The organism is Corynebacterium sp. UBA4397, from assembly GCF_002390965.1.
Lineage (GTDB): Bacteria > Actinomycetota > Actinomycetes > Mycobacteriales > Mycobacteriaceae > Corynebacterium > Corynebacterium flavescens.
The window spans coordinates 331-17050 of the sequence record NZ_DGRD01000053.1; the positions used below are offsets into that span (position 1 = coordinate 331).

At 62.5% G+C, this 16720-nt stretch carries 12 protein-coding genes; 6 read left to right on the forward strand and 6 right to left on the reverse strand.

The features are described 5' to 3' along the window. Window positions 1-324: 324 nt before the first annotated feature. The gene (locus B2696_RS10820) at window positions 325-801 is read left to right on the forward strand and encodes a GNAT family N-acetyltransferase (RefSeq protein ID WP_286955369.1); all 477 of its coding nucleotides are present in this window, start codon (window positions 325-327) and stop codon (window positions 799-801) included. 311 nt (window positions 802-1112) lie between these two features. Then, entirely contained in the window at window positions 1113-1685 is a 573-nt protein-coding gene (locus B2696_RS10825; RefSeq protein ID WP_276623011.1) for a GNAT family N-acetyltransferase, read from the forward strand. Window positions 1686-1726: 41 nt separating this feature from the next. Here B2696_RS10825 and B2696_RS10830 read toward each other — a convergent pair whose 3' ends face one another. Then, window positions 1727-2446, reverse strand: a complete 720-nt coding sequence (locus B2696_RS10830; RefSeq protein ID WP_286955371.1) for an MFS transporter — start codon at window positions 2444-2446, stop codon at window positions 1727-1729. A gap of 123 nt (window positions 2447-2569) precedes the next feature. Then, window positions 2570-3082: an MFS transporter gene (locus B2696_RS10835; RefSeq protein ID WP_286955373.1), complete on the reverse strand. Its 513-nt coding sequence runs from the start codon at window positions 3080-3082 to the stop codon at window positions 2570-2572. A 116-nt stretch (window positions 3083-3198) separates the two neighbouring features. Here B2696_RS10835 and B2696_RS10840 point away from each other — a divergent pair, with 116 nt between their 5' ends. Continuing rightward, the gene (locus B2696_RS10840; RefSeq protein WP_286955374.1) at window positions 3199-3930 is read left to right on the forward strand and encodes an ArsR/SmtB family transcription factor; all 732 of its coding nucleotides are present in this window, start codon (window positions 3199-3201) and stop codon (window positions 3928-3930) included. Here B2696_RS10840 and B2696_RS10845 read toward each other — a convergent pair. Further along, entirely contained in the window at window positions 3868-4446 is a 579-nt protein-coding gene (locus tag B2696_RS10845) for a helix-turn-helix domain-containing protein (protein WP_286955375.1), read from the reverse strand. The genes B2696_RS10840 and B2696_RS10845 overlap by 63 nt on opposite strands. 94 nt (window positions 4447-4540) lie before the next feature. Between B2696_RS10845 and B2696_RS10850 the strand changes: the two genes are divergently transcribed. Next, entirely contained in the window at window positions 4541-5527 is a 987-nt protein-coding gene (locus B2696_RS10850) for an NAD(P)/FAD-dependent oxidoreductase (protein WP_286955377.1), read from the forward strand. Between the two features lie 24 nt (window positions 5528-5551). On the opposite strand, the gene B2696_RS10855 is transcribed toward B2696_RS10850, so the two are convergent. After that, window positions 5552-5830: a DUF3618 domain-containing protein gene (locus B2696_RS10855; RefSeq protein WP_075730406.1), complete on the reverse strand. Its 279-nt coding sequence runs from the start codon at window positions 5828-5830 to the stop codon at window positions 5552-5554. Between the two features lie 144 nt (window positions 5831-5974). On the opposite strand from B2696_RS10855, the gene bcp reads away from it, so the two are divergent. After that, window positions 5975-6445 carry a thioredoxin-dependent thiol peroxidase gene (bcp, locus tag B2696_RS10860; protein WP_075730407.1) on the forward strand — a complete coding sequence of 157 codons (471 nt, stop codon included), beginning with the start codon at window positions 5975-5977 and terminating at the stop codon, window positions 6443-6445. Window positions 6446-6448: 3 nt separating this feature from the next. Beyond that, window positions 6449-7090, forward strand: a complete 642-nt coding sequence (locus B2696_RS10865) for a TetR family transcriptional regulator (RefSeq protein WP_075730408.1) — start codon at window positions 6449-6451, stop codon at window positions 7088-7090. Here the strand turns inward: B2696_RS10865 and B2696_RS10870 are convergent. Beyond that, on the reverse strand, window positions 7087-7497 hold the full coding sequence (locus tag B2696_RS10870) for a holo-ACP synthase (RefSeq protein WP_286955380.1): 411 nt from the start codon (window positions 7495-7497) through the stop codon (window positions 7087-7089). The genes B2696_RS10865 and B2696_RS10870 overlap by 4 nt on opposite strands. A 52-nt stretch (window positions 7498-7549) precedes the next feature. After that, entirely contained in the window at window positions 7550-16516 is an 8967-nt protein-coding gene (locus B2696_RS10875; protein ID WP_286955382.1) for a type I polyketide synthase, read from the reverse strand. Window positions 16517-16720 lie beyond the last annotated feature (204 nt).

Consider the following 16720-nt stretch of genomic DNA (forward strand, 5'->3'; position numbering starts at 1 on the left):
GATAACCCGCCCGCGCCGGACGCAGTTATCCACAGCCGGGCCGCCTAACCAGAACTCGGCAGTGCGGTAGCAAAGCCATCCGGCCTATCCTGAAGGATTGAGCCCATGCGGAATCAAAATCATTGCACCCTAAAACCAGAAGAGCCGGTTTACTGCCGCGCATGTCATCAAAGTGTCGTGCCCTAAAACAACGAAAAGGCCCCAGCAGGTATTGAATCCTACGGGGTCTCTAACCGTAACTGCACCGGACTCAATCTCCTCAAGCTGCGACATCGCGCATGGTAGCATTCCGCTCAAAACGGACAACCATCAAAGGGCAAGGCGATGACAAACTGGCTAGTTGAGCAAGTGACCTGGGACCATCCTGGCGCTAAACGTCTGCGGGAGCAGCAGCGAGCGGAACTCGACGCCAGGTACGGCAACGACGACCACGAGCCCGGGATCCACCCCTCGGCGGCAGACGTTTTTGCCTTCTTCGTTGCACGAGATGCATCCGGCGAGGATATGGCCTGCGGCGGACTACGCATGGTCGACGAGAACTCGCTCGGACCGGGAGTAGCGGAAATCAAGCGCATGTACGCCGATCCAAAAGCGCGCGGAAATGGTGCTGCTGCAGCAATCCTAAATGCACTCGAATCTCATGCTGCTGCTCATGGCGCTAAAAAGCTAGTTCTAGAAACCGGAACGATCCAACCCGATGGCTCACGCTTCTACGAGAAGCACGGCTACACACCCATACCGCTCTTCGGCGACTACATCGGATCACAGGTTTCTCTCTGCTACGCACGCAGCCTCCGTTAAAACACGCCCCCCAGCAGCACTTCTCACTACTTAGTCGAAAAGAGCCCCACTGGGTTCGAGTGAACTTCTCCCTGAAAGTTGGACTGAGTAACAAGACACCAAATTTTGGGGAGTTTTCTATGCGCACTTTCATCCTCTCGTGCACCTTGCTATTTGCAGCTGGGCAGGGTTGTGAGCTCTGGTGTTAAGGCGAGATAATGCGGATTAAGGCGCTTTATTACTTGGCATGTCGCGACGACGTCGCGGAAGCTGGGCCATCAAATCTACAAGGTCCCCGCTTCATCAATTGTCAGTTTTGATAGCCTGCTTCCATGCAGAAATTCAGAGTGGCGACTGAGGAAGATATAGAGCCTTTATCTGAAACCTTAAGCGAAGCTTTCCGCGACTACCCATGGACTAATTGGACAGTTGCGCCAGATAATCATCAGTCGAGGCTTGCGCAAATACAGGAGCTTTGTCTTAGGGAAATCGCCCTACCCTACGGGATAGTTGTCACCAATGACAATCATTCGGCAGCACTCGCTGCCAATGCGCCTAACGCCGAATCGAAAGTAGATTCTCAGACGTGGAAGCGCTTGACATCGCTCTTGGGGAGCTCCCAAGCAAGTGATTTAGTCGTCGAACTTCCGCAAGCTGCTGTTTCCAATAGCTGGGAGTTGTCAACTGTCGGTGTCAGACCTGAATACCAAGGGCGAGGACTCGGTGCAGGAATTATCGAGTATTTGATAGATTCTCTTGATTCTCAAGTGAACTCTCGCATTCCTGTACACCTCGAGACGTCAGATCCCAGGAATGTCAGACTCTATGAAAAGCTCGAGTTCCAAGTCTATTCGTTGACGCAGATACCCAGTGGTCCCCCAGTCTGGTCTATGCAACGTGAATGAAGATCTTTGAGGATTCCGGAACGACTCCACCATCGCGGGTTTCAGTGCTTGAACAGCGCGACCACAGCGCATAGCCCAATTGCAGTTGCAAAAGCCACACTGGCACCTAAACAAACTCTATGGAAGCCGTGCAGAAACTCATCGCCGGCAACGAGGGACCCCAAGAGAGCCACGCCAAGTAGGCTTCCGATCTGCCGCAGGCAATTTACTACGCCTGAGGCGCTGCCCGCATAGTCAGCAGGTGCGGCATGCACGGCCATTGATGTGGCTGCCGGCATGGCGAAGGCCATTCCGAACCCGCCCAAGAAGGTGCTCAAGGCTATGAGGATGTAGGGCGTCGAGGGTTGGAAGAATGCGAGTCCGGCAAAACCAATGGCACCTGCCACAAGACCCATGACAATGACCCTCACCTCCCCTATCCGTGCTGAGTAACGTCCGCCGAGAGGAGCGGCCACGATAGCGCTGCACGCTTGGGGCGCTAGCGCTAGGCCAGCCTTCCACGCTTCAAATCCAAGATAGTTCTGGAAGAATAAGGACAGCGCAAAAAGCTGGCCGAAGAAGCTGAAGTTAAGAATGAGACCCACCGCGCATGCTACCGCGAACTTAGAGGAACTAAATAGTTTTATGGGAAGCATGGGCATGCGCGCTTTGGTCTCAACAAATAGAAACAGTGCAACGATTGAAACGGCAGCCACAACAAGGATTGCCTGTGCAGCGGGAGAAAGCTCGGAGCTGTGCATATTGATGATCACATAAGCCACTAGCGCTAGCCCCACGACGGAGAGCGACAATCCTAGAAGATCCAGGCGGGCTGTCTTTCTCGGCTCGGCTCAGAGCCAAGACCCATTGGCCAAGGAAGATGACTATCGCAATAAGTGGGATGCTTATCCAAAATGCGGCACGCACCCGCTCCCTGATACTAGGGCTCCGCCGAGCACAGGTCCGAGCGCTGCGGCCGCACCGCCTGCCCCTCCCCAGAGGCCGATGATGCGGGTCTGTTGTCGGCGCTCACTTATCACCGCGGGGATAAGAGCTAGGGAGCTGGGGACAATACCAGCGGCCCCTATGCCCTGCAGAGCTCTCGAGACAATAAGCTGTGCCACTGTCCCGCTCAAGGCACAAGCCATCGAGCCGCAAGCGAATACGGCCAATCCGATGAGATAGACACGTTTAGCGCCGAAGCGGTCACAAGCAGTGCCGCCGCCCAAGAGCAGGGCCGCAAATACCAGCGTGTAGGCATTAACCACCCATTGCAGTAGATTCACCGACGCCCCCATGTCTCTTCCGATATCGGCAAGTGACACATTGACTATGGTCGCATCGAGCATAACGACGAAGTATCCAACGATGATGACCGCCACCGACAGCTGGCAGCTTCTGCTTGAGCTCGTGCTCACTCCTTGACTGAGGAACCTAAAGAAACGGAGGACAGGAATTCCCGCTTCCCAGTCAGAAGTATCCACGCACAACTGTTCGCACTGTCCCGAACTATCGCGGCGATAGATTTGGATTCATGCACGACAAGCAGCTACTCGAACCAACTCCGGATATTTCCCGGCTGGCCGCCGTCTTTGCCAATAGCGCACGGTCGGCACTTTGTTCTGCGCTTATGAGCGGCACCTCTTGGACCGTGGGCAAGTTGGCCGCGTATGCGCACATTGCACGCTCCACTGCTAGCGAGCATGTCACAGTTTTGGTGGAGGCAGGCATAGCCCGCGAGTACAGGCAGGGAAGGCACCGCTATGTCACGATCTCCGGCCCCGCAGTAGGAGATCTCATCGAAAGGTTGGGCGCACTCTCTGCGGCCCACTTCGATACCCCGCACAGCCTCAACGCTTCTCGCCACACGCAACGCTTCACTGCTGCGCGGACCTGCTACAAGCACTTGGCGGGCAGGTTAGGGGTAGATCTGGCGCAGTGGCTCGTTGCGCAAGGCTATACCGACGCGGACTTCCGAGTTACGCCTCGAGGCGCCCTGCTCATGGAGCGATGGGGCGTGGCCGCTGCGCAGTCCCTGACGGCGCGCCCCTGCATTGACACCTCCCAACGCCTGCCTCACATGGGAGGAGAGCTCGGGAACGCGCTGTGTTCAGCCTTCTTTGCCAACGGCTGGATTGCACGGGTGGGCGATACCCGTGCGGGCGAACCCACCGCACGGGGCATCAAGGCGTTCTCGGCGGCGTCATTCGACGTCGCCCGCGCCATGAGTATGCATCCGGACTCCCTCGGCGTTGAAGATGCTTAAGACTTGTGCAGGTCCCTCCTGCGTGGCCGAAATGGCATGAGGCTCGCGGGTGTCGAACTCCGCGGCTTCGCCTGGCCCCAGAATGAGATCGCGATCGCCGAGCTGCAGCAGAATGCTTCCGTTGAGGACGTAGATCCACTCGTAGCCCGTGTGAACGCGTTTTGCGGGACGCCGCTTAGCTCGTGGGTAGTCAATCTTGAACGTACGAACGGGGGAAGAATCCGGCGCCAAGGGAGTAATAACTAGCCCGCCACGGCGAATGGAGGAGCGGCGAACCCGGGGATCGCGGACTTCGTGAGGAAAGAGATCATCGAGACGGATCCCCAGCTGCCGGATTAGCGGGACGAGCAGCTCGAGGTTGGCCTGCCTTTTGCCGGATTCTAGGCGTGAAAGAGTGCTCGCGGAGATTCCTGCAGCGCCCGCGAGTTCCTCCAAGGTCAAGTTCCGATCTCGGCGCGCTATGCGCAGGCGAGGGCCAATCCCGGCCAACTCTTGGTTGATGTTGCCTTGCCTCATTGCCGCCTCTATTGCCTTCTTGCCCCAAACCTTTACTTGCCGTTTTAGCAAAGGGTCTTGCTATCCTAGCCAAGAGTACCGAGAATCTTCGTTCATGAGTACACAACCAAGAACTAAGACAGATCCCTGGGACACCATTGTCGTTGGCGGCGGAGTGGCCGGGCTTTCCGCAGCACTCCTTGTCGCCAGATCACGGCGCAGAGTCCTTGTCATTGATTCGGGGGCACCACGCAATCGCTTCGCCGCTCATATGCATGGCGTGCTCGGCAATGACGGTAAGCCGCCCCTGGATTTTGTCCAGCAGGGCCGAAAGGAACTTGCTTCCTATGGCGTCGAATTCTTAAGCGGGAGTGCAATCGACGTCACAGAGATAGCTTCCCTGGCTGGCACAGTCGGTGAGAGCGATGCGGGCATCGAGGTGAAGCTAGCTTCAGGGCACAGCTTCCGCGCCCGCACGCTTATCGTCGCCAGCGGCGTCAAGGACACGTTGCCCGCGGTGCCCGGTTTCGCCGAGCGCTGGGGCAAGAGCGTATTCCATTGCCCCTTCTGCGACGGATGGGAGGTTGCGGAGCAACGCATAGGTGTCCTTGCCACCTCCCCTGTTTCACTCCATCAAGTAGAGATGCTGCGGCAGTGGAGCAACCAGGTGAACTTCTTCGCCTTCGGTGCAGGCCCGCTCGATGAGGCTGCGTTGCACAGGCTGCGAGCGCGAGGCATCGCGGTGATTGATTCTAAGGTCAACGCAGTCTTGGGCCAGGAGCCCGCCATCAGTGCGGTGCGCACTGAAGATGGCCAAGAAATCGAGATCGACGCGATTTTCACCATGGGGACGTTAACCCCACATGATGGATTCTTGGCGGGCCTTGACCTTGAAAGGGAAGATCTTCCCTTCGGCCTAGGCTCTTTCCTCCAAGTCGATGCGACTGGGAAAACGAGCCACCCCCGAATCTGGGCGGTGGGCAACGTGGTCAACCCCATGACCAACGTGCCGCAATCCATCGGCGCCGGCGCCACCACTGGGCCGGCGGTGGCGGGCTTTCTGATCCAAGAGGACTACGCCCGTATCACCGCGCAGCAGTAACGAGATAGGGCTGTTAGTTGCCTATTAGTTGCGCTCGGCGAGAAGACGCTGCAGTTCCTTGAGATCGCTGGAGCGGCGGCGCGAGCGGGTCACGCCCAGAGCGATGAGCCCGATGACTACGGCGCTGACGCCGGCGATGACGTACTGCACGTTGCGCTGCTGCAGCTTGTTGGCTGCAGCAGTCTTGGCGTCACCGACTAGGTTCTGTGGCTTGCTCCGATCCGCGAGTTCGTCCAAGGTTCCAGCTAGCTGACGGCGGGTGCGTTCAATATCGCGCTGAATATCGTCAATGTTGCGTGCCACGATTGTCTCCTGAGTTCTACTTAGGTTCTCTTCTCGACCACACAGTCTACAGCGTGAATCCCCCGCAGGGTCGGTGAGGGGCAAGCAAGCTGGCCAGTGGCTAAGTTCGCCTGGGCTAAGGCCAGGCAATGTATTGTTGTCCCTATGACTGAAGCTAAGCGTTTAGAAGTTGGAGATACCGCCCCCGCGTTTTCTTTGCCCGATGATGCCGGGCATACCGTCTCTCTATCGGACTACGCCGGCAAGCGCGTCCTCGTCTACTTCTATCCGCGAGCCAATACTCCCGGCTGCACCAAGGAAGCCTGTGACTTTAGGGATTCCCTCGAGCAGCTCAACTCGCTCGATATCGCCGTCGTTGGCATCTCGCCCGATAAGCCGGAGGCAATTGCCAAGTTCCGCGCCGAGCACGAGCTTAATTTCCCGCTCTTGTCGGATCCTGACAAGACTGTCTTGTCCGCCTACGGGGCCTTCGGGGAGAAGAAGAACTACGGCAAGGTAGTCCAGGGCGTCATCCGCTCTACTTTCCTGGTCGAGCCGGATGGCACCATTGGACAGGCCTTGTACAACGTCAAGGCCACCGGACATGTCGCCCGCGTTATGAAAGGCCTCGCCTAGACCGTGAGTGAAACGAGCACCACTTCCACGCCGGAACTGCTGGTCCCCCGCCGGCGGCCAGCCCAAGCGCGCAGCCGCGAGAGGTTCAATAGGATCCTCAAGGCCGCGCGTAGCGTGCTCGTAGACACCGGTTTCGAGTCCTTCACCTTCGATGAGGTCTCCCGCCGCGCCGAGGTCCCCATCGGGACTCTGTACCAATTCTTTGCCAATAAGTACGTGCTGATCTGCGAGCTCGACCGCCAAGACACGGCGGAGAACCTCAGTGAGATTGAGCGCTTCTCGGAGCATGTTCCGGCGCTGCAATGGCCGGACTTCCTCGATGAATTCATTGACCACCTGGCACGCATGTGGCGGGAGGATCCCTCCCGCCGCGCGGTCTGGCACGCCGTGCAATCCACCCCAGCCACGCGCGCCACGGCCGCAGATACCGAGCTACAACTCCTGCAGCCACTGGCCAGCATCCTAGAGCCTCTCGCCCCGCAGATGGACTACGAGCAGCGGGTGAACCTTGGCGGGTTCCTCGTACACACGGTGGTCTCCATGCTCAACTATGCGGCATCGGAAAACTTGGAGTCTTTCGACTCCACAGTCATGGAGATTAAGCGCATGCTCGTGGCCTACCTCTTTGCGGTGGCCACCGGCTAGCCCCAGCTTAAGATCGTCGTCGCCGTGGCGTAATCCCCGTCATGGCTAATGCTCAGGCTGGTTTCCACCTCGCCCAAAGTGGCTGCAACCTGCTCGCGCACATTGCCTGAAGTGGCGATGTCCACCCTCCCCCAAGCGTCGGGGCGGATCTCCACCTCACTCCAGATGACGCGCTCTTGAGCAATCACCGGCGGGCGCCCGTAGATTGCCTGGGACCAGGCCTTGATGAAGGACTCCTTGGCGGCCCAGCGCCCGGCGAGGTGCTCGGCGCGGCGTGCACCCTTGCCGGCAGCCACACGCAGCTCCGCGGGGCTAAACACCGCCTCGAAGCGGGAGCCGGGTTGCGCTAGCTGCGCGGCAAATTCCGGTATGCACACGATGTCGGTTCCCACGGCGAGTTTCTTCATAGCCGTGATTATGCCAGCCGCACCTCAATCGGTGCGGCTGCGACTTACATATTTAGAGCTCCGCGCCCGGGGTAAGGACGCCGTTCTTCAAGCGCGCAGTGCCATCGAGTAAGATGGCCGCCTCGCGCTCCTTTACCGCATCTCCCGTGCCACCGAGGTTGCGGTCCACGGGACGCTGATAGAGGGCTGCGCCGCCATGCATGGCATCGTCAAGGCGCCGCAGGCCGGCGTCCTCGCGCTGCTGCGCGGAGTCCTCCCAGGCTTGTGCCGCTTCCTCACCGTGGGCGGCGCGCACCGCCTGCAGGAAGGCACCGGGGTGCACGATGGCCACCAGGGCGGAAACGTGGCCGAAGCCCAGCGAGGTCACCAGACCGGCCTTGGGCGCGGCGGAACGCAGATTAAGCGGGCGCCGCAACCAGGTCAGGTGCGAATGCTTGCGCAGAACTGGGTCGACGCAGTCGAGCGCGCGGTTGGGAGGAATGATTCCCTCGCGCAGCACCTGTGTCAGCCCCATCATCTGGAACATCGCCGCACCGCCCTTGGTGTGCCCGGTCAGGCTCTTCTGTGAGATGACATAGAAGGGATTGCCTGCACTGCGCCCGATGGCACCCGCGATGCGCTCGTGCAGATCCGATTCGTTGGGGTCATTGGCGTTGGTCGAGGTGTCGTGCTTGGAAACGATGGAGACCTCGTCGGCGCTCACACCGACCTCACGCAAGGCAAGCGCCAGGCGCGAGTCCTTGCCGCCGCGTGCGGAGGAGAGGGCACCCAAGCCAGGCGCTGGAATGGAGGTATGCGCACCATCACCGAAGGATTCGGCGAAGGCCACTACACCCAGCACAGGCAGGCCGAGCTTGAGCGCGAGGCTACCGCGGGCCAGCAAAATGGTTCCGCCGCCCTCGGACTCAATGAAGCCCGCGCGGCGCCTATCGTTAGCGCGCGAGAAGAACTTGTGGTCAATGCCCTTGTCCTCCAGCTCCTGCGAGTCCGCAGTGGCGGCCATGTCTCCGAAGCCGGTGATGCCCTCGATGGAGAGATCATCAATACCGCCAGCCACGACGAAATCGGCCTTGCGCAGACGCAGCTTGTCAAAGCCTTCCTCGACGGAGACGGCCGCCGTGGCGCAGGCGGCGATCGGGTGGACCATCTGCCCGTACCCGCCGACGTAGGACTGCATGACGTGCGCGGCAACGACGTTGGGCAGGGATTCCTGCAGGATGTCGTTGGGGCGTGGCTCAGCCAGAAGCTTGTCGACGTAGAGGGAACGCAGCGACTGCATTCCGCCCATGCCGGTTCCTTGGGTCGAGGAGACGCGGGAGGGGTGAACCTCCGAAAGGAGCTCCGCCGGGCTAAATCCGGCGGCGAGGAAGGCGTCGACCGTGCACACCAGGTTCCACAGCGCCACGCGGTCGAGGTTATCGATCATGTCGGCCGGGATGCCATAGACCGCAGGGTCAAAGCCCTTCGGAATCTGGCCACCCACAAAGCGGCTCATGGCCACGCGGCGCGGGACGCGCACCGCGGAACCAGCCGGGCGGGTGACCTGCCACTCCTCACCGTCGAAGTAGGCGCTGGCACCCTCGACATCCTCCACGAAGGACTTGGCAGCGGCCTCGTCCGATACCGCGAAGGTCATATCGCGCTCAAGGTAGATGGTGGTCAGCTCGGGGGCGAGGTTATCAACCATGGGGCGCTTGGGGCCGAAGTCGTCGTGGTAGCGCCGCACGCCTACCCCGGCGATGACCTCATCGTGGAAGCGCTCGTAGATGTCTTCCTCGGAGATCTCCTCGCCGGTCTCGGTCACTGTCCAGCCGCCATCCCAGGCGATAAGCCCAGTGCTCCAGGCCAATTCGATGACGCCGGCAGCGGAGAGATCTCCGCTTAGCTCGACCTCGTAGCGGGTACGCGAGGAACCCACTGGGCCCAGCTCTCCCGCGCCGACGATGACGACCATGTCATCGAGGTTCTGGGTGACCCCGCTAAAGTCCGGGCTGGTCCACTCGATGTGGCGGCGGATGCTCGGCAGCGCGCGCACGCTGCGCGGGGCCTCACTAGCAGGAGCGGTTTCACCGCTGCGTGCCGCTGCCTCGCGGGCGAGTTCCGGCAGGTTGATATCTGCCTCGCCCAAGCCGCCGGTGAAGTCGAGGGTAATTGGCGCCTGTGCGGCGCTCTTGCGTACGGAGTGCTGCGCGCCGGAGTCCACCAGCTGCACAGCGATCTCGGCGGGAGAATAGGTGGAAACACCCTTGGCCTCAACGAGCTCGACCATGGGATCGTTGCCGCCCATCAGGCCGGTGCCGCGCACCCACCCGATGTGGGCGTGCACGAGCGAGGTGCGCTCACCCCAGACCGGCTCGGCGTGCCAGCGGGTCACCAGGGCGTCGAGCGCAGCCTTGGACTCGCCATAGGCGCCGTCTCCGCCGAATCGTCCACGGTTGGGCGAGCCAGGCAGGACCACGTGCAGGCGTTGGCCAACGTGGGTATCCGCGCCGATCTGGGATAGGCCGGCGATGAGCTTCTCGACGGACCACAGCAACAGACGCATCTGCGCCTCGGCCTGGGCGCCGGCATCAGCCAGCGTTCCCTGCACGCGCGGTGCAGCGAAGGGGAAGAGCAAGGTGGGAACCAAGGCGGGCTTGAGCAGCTTAGACTTTCCACCCACCGTGGCGGTCTGCTCGTTGCCGACCCACTCGATGAGGGCATCGACGTCGCTGAAAGAACTCAGGTTGGCCGGAACGACCCACAGCGCAGCGTTGCCGCAAGCGTGGGAACGGTAGAGCTCCTTGTAGAACTCCAGGCGGGCATGATCCAGGCGCGAGGTGGTGGCCACGACGGTGGCGCCCTCCGAGAGCAGCTGTGCGATAACAGCGGCGGCAATCGAGTGCGGGGAACCGCCGGTCACCACGGCAACGTCGCTGCTATAGGGCAGCTGCGCCGGATCCTGGCGGGCATCACTGGCTTGCTCATCAAGGCCAAGGTACTCGGCCATCTGGGCGACTTCCTCGCCAGCGCCGAAGACATCGAGCTCGGAGAGCTCTCCCAGCTTGAGGCGGGTGAGGTCCTCGCGGGCGGATGCCCAGCGATCGTCGAGAAGCACGGCCTTGTTCGCGTCGAAGGCCGGGGCCACCTGGCGCGGCCAATCGGAGCCCAGCTCGCGGGAGACGAGATCGGCGAGCCCATCGGGCTCGGTGGAGAACTCCGTGGTGGGCGCCTTGATGCCAAGGCGCTTAAGCAGGGTGCGGGCGGTCTCGGCCAGGGAATCGGTCAGCTGCGCGGAGAACTCATCAAGCGCGGCGGAATCTACTACCCCGCCAGCACCAGCGCCGGTGGAAGGCATTGCGATGGACACCTGGGCGCGCGCGCCAGCCGCCTGCACAGCGGCATCAATGAGAGCATCGAGTTCCTTGACGTGCGGCGCCGCGGTGCCCAAAGTGGCCAGCTCGCCACCGCGCAGGGACGCGCCCTCGCGCGTGCCCAGCACCAGCTCTGCGGTGACGCGATCGACCCAGCCTTCGCCCAAGCCCCACGTTCCGGTGACGCGCTCGGCGATGTAGGAGGGCTTCTTACCTGCTGGGCCGGTCAGACGACGCAGCGAATCCGCAACCTGATCCGCGAGCACCGGACCGAAGGCGCGATAGCCCTTGGCCATGCCGGTCACGGTCTGCTGCAGATCACCCAGAGGCGCATCGGCAGCGCCATCGATGGCGCCCAATCCAAACTCCACGCCCAGATCCAGCAGCAGCTGGTTGCGGCGCGAGGACACGCCTTCGACAAGCAGCTCGATGGTATCGGTGGGCCCAATCTGGTCGGGGCGCACCTTGGTCCAGATGGCTACGAGCATCTCAACGGCGTCAGCAACGCTGAGCGCCTTGTCAGCAGGAGTCTCGCCGCCTGTGGGAGCAGCCGGAGCCGCCGCGAGGGCAGGAGCGGGGGCAGCAGGCGCGGCGGGGGTGGCAGCATCTGCAGAGGTTGCCCCCGCAGAGGTTGCCTCTGTAACTTCTGCAGCTTCTGTTGCAGAGGCAGCAGGCTCAGGGCGCTCTACGGCATCCTCAGCAAAGACGGTAGGACGGTCACGCTCGACGTTGAGCACCTCGATGGGGTGACCAGCGTACTGCGGCAGACGCAAGGTCTGGCCGAGCATATTCGCCAGGGTCGGTGCGGAACCGACGCCAATCTCGATAAAGCGCTCGACACCCAGCCCAGGCGTGCCCGCACCGGCGGTTTCATCCGGGGAGCACAGGAAGAGGTCCTGGGTTTCGATCCAGCGCACCGGGGAGGCAAACTGCCAGGCCAAAAGCTCGATAAGCAGGGTGCGGCCGAGCTTATTTGAATCCTGCGCGGCGGCCGAGAAGTCCGCCAGAATCTCCTTGATAGCTGCGGAATCGACCACCTGGGCAATGGATTCGACGAACTCGCTATCGAGTCCGAAGGGACGCGCCACCAGGTTCGGGATGTAGTGGCCGAGCAGGATTTCCAGGTCGATCTCGGCGGGGATGAGGGAATCGAGGTGCTCGCGGAAGGCGGGCACGCCGTCGAGAAGCCGGGAGGAGTGGAAAGGAACGTCGATACCAGGAATCTGGATGAAGGCGCGCTTGCCCGGCGCGCGGGACTCGGCGTCCTCTCGCAGGGCGGCTAGGCCCGCACGAGTGCCGGCCACGGCGTACTGCACGCCGGCGATGTTGTAGTTGACTATCTCGAGGAACTCGCCGGAGCGACCCCCGATTTCGGAGACGTAGTCAAAGACCTCCTCGGCGCTGATGCCGATCTTATTCGGGCGCAGCGCCGCCAGTCCGTAGTTAGAATTGCCGTGCTCGTCGCGCTCAACCAGGCGGTGCATGGTCAGCCCGCGGGCGTAGACAATCTCCAGGACCGCCTCGAGGGAGAGGACCTGTGCATAGGCCGCAAGTGCGTTGTACTCGCCCACCGAGTGACCGGCGAAGTAGGCACCGCTATCGAGGACGCCGGCTTCCTGCATCTCCGCGATCTGCGCGCAGCCCAGCGTGGCCATGGCCACCTGCGTGAACTGCGTCAGGAAGAGTGCACCATCCGGGTGCGAGAACTCCTCGCCGGCCACGGTGACGGAGGCAGGATTCGCGCGCACGACTTCCAGGATGGAAAAACCCAACCGGCTCCTGGTGTGGGAATCTGCTCGCTCCCACACCGAACGTGCGGCAGGCGACGAAGCGAAGGAATCCATGCCCATGCCCTGGGACTGGATGCCCTGGCCCGGGAAGCCATAGGCGGTGATCTTATCCCGCATGATGGCCTGGGCCTGCAGCACGGGGACATCCCCGACCGAGGCGGTCACGGTGCGGACCTCACCCAGCCCGGAGCGATTATCGACGCCGCTGCGCTCAACCACAAAATCCACCTGTGCACCCGGCAGAACGGGGGCCAACATCGTTGCCTCCCACTCGGCCACGGAGGCACCGTCGAATCCGGCTGCCAGTTGGGCCAGCGCCGAGGTCCACATGCCGTGGACAATGACTCCGTGTGGAAGTCCCGCCAGCGCCGCCGCGGCGGCGGAGACGTGGATGGGGTTGCGGTCCCCGGTCACGGCGGCGAAAGGCTGCATCGACTCCGGTGCGACCACGTTTACTTCGGTGCGGAAGCTGCGCGGCTTGTCGGTCACGCTCTCCTTGGCAGGGGCGGGGGCAAGCTCTTGGGTTCCGCGACGGCCCTGGATGGCAAAACGCTCACGCAGGGTGGCAAGAAGGGTTCCGGCGGTGGAAATCTCCACCTCGACCTCGACGACGCGTCCGACGGTGGTGTCGAGCACGCTCGTGCCGCGAGCACTAATCTCCAGCTGCGCCTCACGCGGAAGATCGGCGTGAAGCTGCGCGGAATGCTCGAGGTGCACTAGGTTGAGCAGGCCTTCGACGACGTCCGCGCCCTGCTCCGTTTGGGCATGGGCGATAACGGCGAAGACGGCCGGCCAGGCTTTACCCACGAGGACGTCGGGGGCGAGGCCTGAGAGCTTTCCATAGCCGGCGGTGACGTTTTCATAATCGGCGCAATCAGCGACCGAGAGCTGTGCTTTCCACTGCGCAGTGCCGTCTACCACCTGCGGCAACTGGCCCCCTGCGGCAATCTGTGCCAGCTCGCGCATGGCCTGGCGGGCATCCTGTGCGCTCACGGTGGGGCTCGCACCCGGAATCTGCGGGGCCTCGAGGCGAATGCGCAGGCTCGCGCCGGCAATGGCTCCGCGCAGCGGGGCGCGCAGCACATAGCCGCCTTCCGCGTCACGCTCGAGGGAGGCTCCGGTCTCCGGGCACTGGGCACGCAGATCCTTTCCTGTTCCTGATACCTCTATCCGGGGCATGACTAGGCGCACTGGGTTGACCTGTGCGCGACCGGCCCAATCGATGGAGGCGGCCTCGCACATCTCAATTAATTCTGCACGCGCAGCTGCGGCCGCATCCGGGGTTTCTGCTTCCAGGCGTTCTGCCGTGGCGGCCTCAAAGCGGGCCAGCAGGTGCGCGACTGGCTCGTTGGCGCGAGTAATTCCGGCCACCGCGGTGGTGCCGGGGATGATGCAGACCTCGTCGGCAGCGTAGCGCTCATCGTGGGCTTGCCACAGCGAGTCTTGGCGCCACCAGCGACGAACCTCCGCGTCGATGACGGGGACGAAGTTCGCGGGCTTGCCCTTTTCCTCGAGCAGCTTGATGAACCAGGAGACATCACCAACGTGGAGCGGAGCATCGCCGTACTCGGCGACCAAGGCCCGCACGGCCTTGTAGGGACGCTCGCCATCGACGGCGATGCGGGCTGCGAACTCCCCGTGATCCTGCGGGCTCAGGCGTGCCTCGGCGCGCTCTACCATGCGCTCAAACCGCTGAGCCCAGGAGATGTCTACCCAGTGACCGCGATAAGAGAGCTCGAGGTAGCGGCCCAGCCACTGCTCATAGGTCATCTCGGCGACATCGCCGAAGTAAGGCTTGGCGGTCTTGGCAATCGCCGCGATGATCTCCTCGCGCCGGGCCGCCACGGCCTCCGCATCGCCTGCTACCTCGTCAAGGAGGCGGCCTGCGCGCGCGAAGGAATTATCAATCTCGTGGATATCGGCGCCGAGCTGGGAGCGGCCGGAGGCGATTCCCCCGCGGGCGGATCCGGCGCCGGCCCATCCGTGGTTCTCCGTAACGGGCTGGGCGTCGACAAGAGCCTGCTTGACTGACTCCGAGGCGGTGGATTCCAGGGTGGCCATCGCGGCGGTGCCGATCATAATGGCGTCGACAGGCATGGGTGCCAGGCCGTACTTCTGCGCCCACGTACCGGTCAGGTAGGCCGCGCCTACATCCGGAGTGCCGATGCCGCCGCCGACGGCGAGGACAACGTTGTCTTGGGAGCGAATCTTGGCATAGGCCTCGATCAGCAGCTCGTCCAAGTCCTCCCAGGAGTGGTGCCCGCCGGCGTGCCCGCCCTCGATCTGCATGATGATGTCGAAGTCCACAGCAGCGGCAATCCGCAGGACCTGATCGATTTGCTTGACTGTGCCAGGTTTGAAAGCAATCCAGGGGAAGTTCTCGGCGCGCAGCTGCTCGAGCAACGCGACGGCCTCGTCGAAGGGCGGAATACCCGCGGAGACGATAATGCCGCTGATATGCGCGCCGTTAGCGCGAGCCTTAGGGATGGCGCGCTGGCCTTCTACCTGGCGGCGCCACTGCGAGGCGGACAGGTACATGGCGTTGAACTGCGCATTGACTCCGGGCTCCAGCAGCTCCTCGAGGCGAGCCAGGTTTTCATCAAGCATCGCGCTCGTGGTCTGGCCACCACCAGCGAGCTCCGCCCAGAATCCGGCGTTGGCCGCCGCAGCGACGATCTCCGGGTCCACGGTGGAGGGGGTCATGCCGGGCAACATCACCGGGGAGTAGCCGGTCAGATCAGTGAACTTGCTATAAACGCGGCCGTTGTGCAGGCGCGGGCGCAACTGGGACCAGTCAGCGGGCAACTGCGGGCTCCGCCCGGCGTCAAAAAGCGCGGCCTGGCCCTGCGCGGTGGAAACCACCAGGGTGCCCACTCCGCGCCCGGCCACGATCTTGCGTGTCAGCGGCTCCACGCCTGCGGTGGGGCCGCATTCCAGGATCCAGCGTGCGCCCTCGTCCACGGCGGTGGTGACGGCCTCCGGCCAGTCAACGACGTCCGTGAGGACCGCGCGAGCGCCTCGCGCGGAAAGCTCCGCGTCGAGGCCTGCGCGCTGTGCCCAGTCCTCGACGAGTGCGACAGCCTCAGCCATAGCCGGGTGATGATAAGCGGCCTGCACATCAAGATCACTAAAGCGCGGCGCGAAGGCCTTGCCCCCGCGCAGCTTGGCCTCAATGGCCTTGGCATCGGCCGCGGCGAGACGCTCTAAGCCGCGACGCACGGCAGCGTTGTCCTCTGGGGTGCCGACGATGACGAAGGAATCGCGACCATTGCACAGGCCAATGGTCGCACCGGCCTCCTCCAGCTGCTGGCGGGTTGCACCGCTGACGGCCGCCATCGGCGCACCAGCAGCGGTGCGCACCAGGCCGTGGATGCGGGCGGTACGAGTGATGGCGGCGCCGATGAGCTGAGCCAGCGCAATGACCTCGCCCGCACCAGCCTCACCCTGTGCCACGTAGGTAGCCAGCGCACCCTGCGAGTGGCCAAGAGAAGCCACTGCAGCCGCAGAATCGAGTCCCTGCGCGCGCAACGACTCGAGCAAAGCCACCTGGGCGGTGAGGATGCCAGGGGTGGATATCGCTGCATCGGTGAGCTCGAAACTCGGATCTTCAGAGGCCTCGGCCCACCGCAAAGGCTCAAAGCCGTGCGGGAACTGGGCGGCGATGTCAGCAGCCACCGGCTCGAGGATCTGTTGTGCATCCTCAAGGTGCCGAGCCATCTGCGCGCCGACGCCGCCAGCCAGCGTCTCACGCAGGCCGGGCAGCCAGGCATAGCCCTGCCCGGAGAAAGAAAGAGCAAAGGGCTCGCGGTCCAAACGCTCGATGAGTCGCTCGCTCGGGGTTGCGGGCGTGATGAAGTCGGTGTTGCCAGTTCTCACTGTGGTGCTGCTCCTACTAGGTGTCTATATAGAGTGCGGCCAAAAGGTGCCAAAAAGTTTCGGATCTAAAAGTTAGGCCTAAAGCATGCCACAGAATCATGAGGAATCCATCATCTTTTGCTGGCGTGTGCCCCGTGAGAAATGCCCTAAATGCTCTTCTCTGTGGCGAAAATCTTGCTCTGCACGCTGAGAGATGCGCGTTGT